Below are 3,438 nucleotides of genomic sequence, written 5' to 3' on the forward strand. Positions count from 1 at the left end.
GGCTGCCACTGCGCCGCCAGTGCCGCGTTGCCGCCGCGCGCCACCCAGTCCGGATGGGCGATATAGCGGGCACGGTCGCGGGTCAGCTTGGGCGACAGGCCGATGCGCGCTGCCATGTGCAGGAATGGCAGCGGCAACGGGACGATGCGCTGCCGCCGGCCCAGCGCGCCGCCAATGATCCGCGCGAATTCCGGGTGAGAATATCCGTCCGCCGCGCCATCATCGATTTCCAGCGTCTGGCGCGATGGCCCACCGCCAGCCAGCGCCAGCAGCGCCCGCGCCAGATCATCGACATGGATCAGCGAAATCCGCCCCGGCGGCGCAATATACAGGCCATGCGCCGACAGCTTGTAGATATCGAGCATTTCCTGATCGTCCGGGCCATAAACGCCGGGCGGCCGCACGATCACCCAATCATGTCCGCTGGCCATCACCAGCGCTTCACCTTGCGCTTTTGATGCGCCGTACATCGACAGGCCGGGTTCGCGCGCTGCCAGGCTGGAAACATGGACGAAGCGCGGAACAGATGCGGCTGCGGCCAGTATATTGGCAGTGCCGGTGACGTTGCCAGCCATGAAACCGGCCTCATCAGCCGCGTTGACCACGCCGGCGATGTGCAGCACGGCCGCGGCGCCGTCGCACAGGCGGGCCAGCGCAGGCGTATCGTTCAGATCGCCGAGCACCCATTCCACCCCGGGCTGCGCGGGTTGCGGCCGGCGGGTGAGCGCGCGAACTGGCTGGCCAGCCAAAGCAAGCACGCGGCGGCCAACAAAGCCGGTGGCACCTGTGATGGCAATCATGCCCCTACCCGCGCCGGGCAGGGGCGGCTGGTTGCTCAAGCCGCAATCTCGAGCGGCTGTATCTCACCCGACAGATACTGCAGCCGCGCCTTGGACCGGCTCAGCTTGCCCGACGACGTGCGCGGCAGGGTGCGCGGCGGCACCAGTTCCACAACGCAGCTCATGCCGGTGATGGCCTTCACCTTGGATTTGATCGCATCGCGCAATTTGATGCGTTCATCATTGTCGCTGGTGCGGCATTGCACCAGCACCGCCGGGGCTTCTTCGCCCGATGATGTGGTGATCGAAAACGCTGCGATATCGCCGGCCTTGAAGCCGGGCAGCTGTTCGATCGCCCATTCGATATCCTGCGGCCAGTGGTTCTTGCCGTTGATGATGATCATGTCCTTGGCGCGGCCGACGATGAACAGCGACCCTTCGTGGGTGTAGGCCATGTCGCCAGTGTCCAGCCAGCCATCGGCCGACAAGGCGGCGGCCGTGGCTTCGGGATCACGGAAATAGCCGGCCATGATGCCCAGGCCGCGCACGAACACGCGGCCGATCTTGCGGTCTGCCAATATCGCGCCGTTTTCATTGCGCACTTCGATGGTCAGGCCGGGCACGGCCTTGCCGCAATTGACAATGGCGCGGTAGCGCGTGGGCAAGCGATGATCGGCGCGCGGTTCGGCGCTCGCACCTGCCAGCGTGCGCTCATCGATCAGGTCGCACTGAATGCCTTCGCCAACTGGCATGATGGTCACGGCCAGCGTGGCTTCAGCAAGGCCATAGCTCGGCAGGAAGGCCGATGCCTCGAAGCCAGCCGGCGCGAACGTGTCGACAAAGGCCTGCATCACTTCCGGGCGGATCATGTCCGCGCCGTTGCCAGCCACCCGCCAGCGCGACAGATCATAGCGCTCCGCCACCGGGATCGACGGCGAAATGCGGCGCGCGCAAATGTCATAGCCAAAGGTGGGCGAATAGCTGAGCGTGTTGCCGGCGTTGCGGCTGATCAGCGTCAGCCACGACAGCGGCCGCCGCGCGAAATCCTCGGTGGCCAGATAATCGGCGGAAAACTGATTGGCCATCGGCGCCAGCATGCAGCCGACCAGGCCCATGTCGTGATACCACGGCAGCCAGCTGATTACCCGGTCACCGGGGCCGGCGTGGGTGCAATCGGCATGCGCGGCCAGATTGGCCAGCAGCGCCTCGTGCGTGACGGCAACGCCATGCGGAAAGCGCGTGGAGCCGCTGCTGTATTGCAGATAGGCAATATCGCCGGGCTGCGGCGTTGGCAGGACGGCAGCGGGCGCATCGCCGGCAAACCACACATCCCAATCATGCGCCGCGCACAGGCCGGTGGCGGCATCGGCCACAATCGGATGCAGGCCCGGCGGTGACAGCAACATCAGCGGATCACAGCTGGTAAGCTGCACGCGGATCTGATCGACATAGGCCTCGCGGCCGCCAAAGCTGGTGGGCAGCGGCAGCGGCACCGGCAGCGCGCCGGCATAAATCGCGCCAAAGAACGCCGCAGCAAAGCCGGGGCCGGTTTCGGCGATCATGGCAATGCGGTCGCCGGGCTGCACGCCTTCGGCAATGAAGTGCGCGGCATGGCGCCGGGCATCGGCGGCCAATTCGCGGTAGGTGTAGGCGCGCACCAGATCGGCACGCGCATCATGGAAATTGAAACCTTTTTCGCCCAGCGCGGCATAATCCAGCGCCGCGCCCAGCGTGGCAAACTGGTTTGATCGGCGCATCGGCATGGCATCGCGTGTTGGCGTTGGCAGCACTGCAGGGGCGGCGTGCGGCGACCCGGCTACCAAGGCTTCGGCTGGCAAGGCTTCGGCTGGCAAGGCTTCGGCTGGCGGCACATGCGTCGCAGGGACCAACGAGGTCACGGCCATTTCTGTCTCCCGTGCGGCGCGCAAACCAGACCCGGATTGCCGCCAATCATGACTTAGCAATTGTGAATTGCCACAACGAGGCGTTCAAATTCCGGCCCGAAAGTGGCAGGAACATGGCATGACGCTCGATCCGACCGCCAAACGCCGCCCAAGACCGCCCCGGCCGCTCAAGCCGCGCCGCCTGCCGCCGCCGCTGAATGAAGCCAGCGTGCGCGAGCTCGCGCTTGGCTATGCGGCGCGCTTTGCCACCACGCGCACCAAGCTGCTGCGTTATTTGGCCCGCAAGCTGAAGGAACGCGGCTGGGATGGCGCGCAGCCGGCCGATCCGGAGGCGCTGGCGGACCGTCTGGCTGAACTGGGCTATATTGACGATGCAGCGTGGGCGGCGATGAAGGGCCGGGCGATGGCGGCGCGCGGGCTGGGCCATCGCCGCGTCACCGGCGAACTGGCCGCTGCCGGCGTTGCCGAGGATGACCGCGGCGCCGCGCCCGAAGCTGGTGATGCACTGGCCACCGCGCTGGCCTTTGCCCGGCGCAAACGCCTGGGGCCATTTGCCCGCATCCGCAGCGACGATGCAGCGGTGCGCCAGAAGGCACTGGCAGCGTTTTTGCGCGCTGGCCATGATCTGGCTGTTGCGCGGGCGATCCTGGCTGCTGCAACCCCTGATGAGGCCGAGGCGCTGGCAGAATGACGACGTGGGCCTGAAGCGACGCAGCGTGCGATTTGTTTCTAATGCGAATGATTTGCATTATTGC

3 protein-coding genes are annotated in these 3,438 nt (G+C 66.1%); 1 reads left to right on the plus strand and 2 read right to left on the minus strand.

Annotated features, from left to right (window positions below):
- Together ABWP50_RS11210 and ABWP50_RS11215 are read right to left on the minus strand one after the other, a co-directional pair.
- A partial coding sequence (locus ABWP50_RS11210) for an SDR family oxidoreductase (RefSeq protein WP_353218069.1) occupies window positions 1-800 on the minus strand: 800 nt, incomplete at its 3' end.
- 35 nt (window positions 801-835) lie between these two features.
- Window positions 836-2,683, minus strand: a complete 1,848-nt coding sequence (locus tag ABWP50_RS11215; RefSeq protein WP_353218070.1) for a fatty acyl-AMP ligase — start codon at window positions 2,681-2,683, stop codon at window positions 836-838.
- A gap of 118 nt (window positions 2,684-2,801) precedes the next feature.
- Between ABWP50_RS11215 and ABWP50_RS11220 the strand changes: the two genes are divergently transcribed.
- Complete coding sequence (locus ABWP50_RS11220; RefSeq protein WP_353218071.1) at window positions 2,802-3,374, plus strand: regulatory protein RecX; 573 nt, start codon at window positions 2,802-2,804, stop codon at window positions 3,372-3,374.
- Window positions 3,375-3,438 lie beyond the last annotated feature (64 nt).

The organism is Sandarakinorhabdus sp., assembly GCF_040398645.1.
In the GTDB taxonomy this organism is placed as follows: Bacteria; Pseudomonadota; Alphaproteobacteria; order Sphingomonadales; family Sphingomonadaceae; genus Sandarakinorhabdus.

What these genes read in the sequence shown, in the direction of transcription:
- ABWP50_RS11220 (WP_353218071.1), top strand. Translation starts at nt 2,802, where the DNA reads ATGACGCTCGATCCGACCGCCAAACGCCGCCCAAGACCGCCCCGGCCG.
- ABWP50_RS11215 (WP_353218070.1), bottom strand. Translation starts at nt 2,683, where the DNA reads ATGGCCGTGACCTCGTTGGTCCCTGCGACGCATGTGCCGCCAGCCGAA.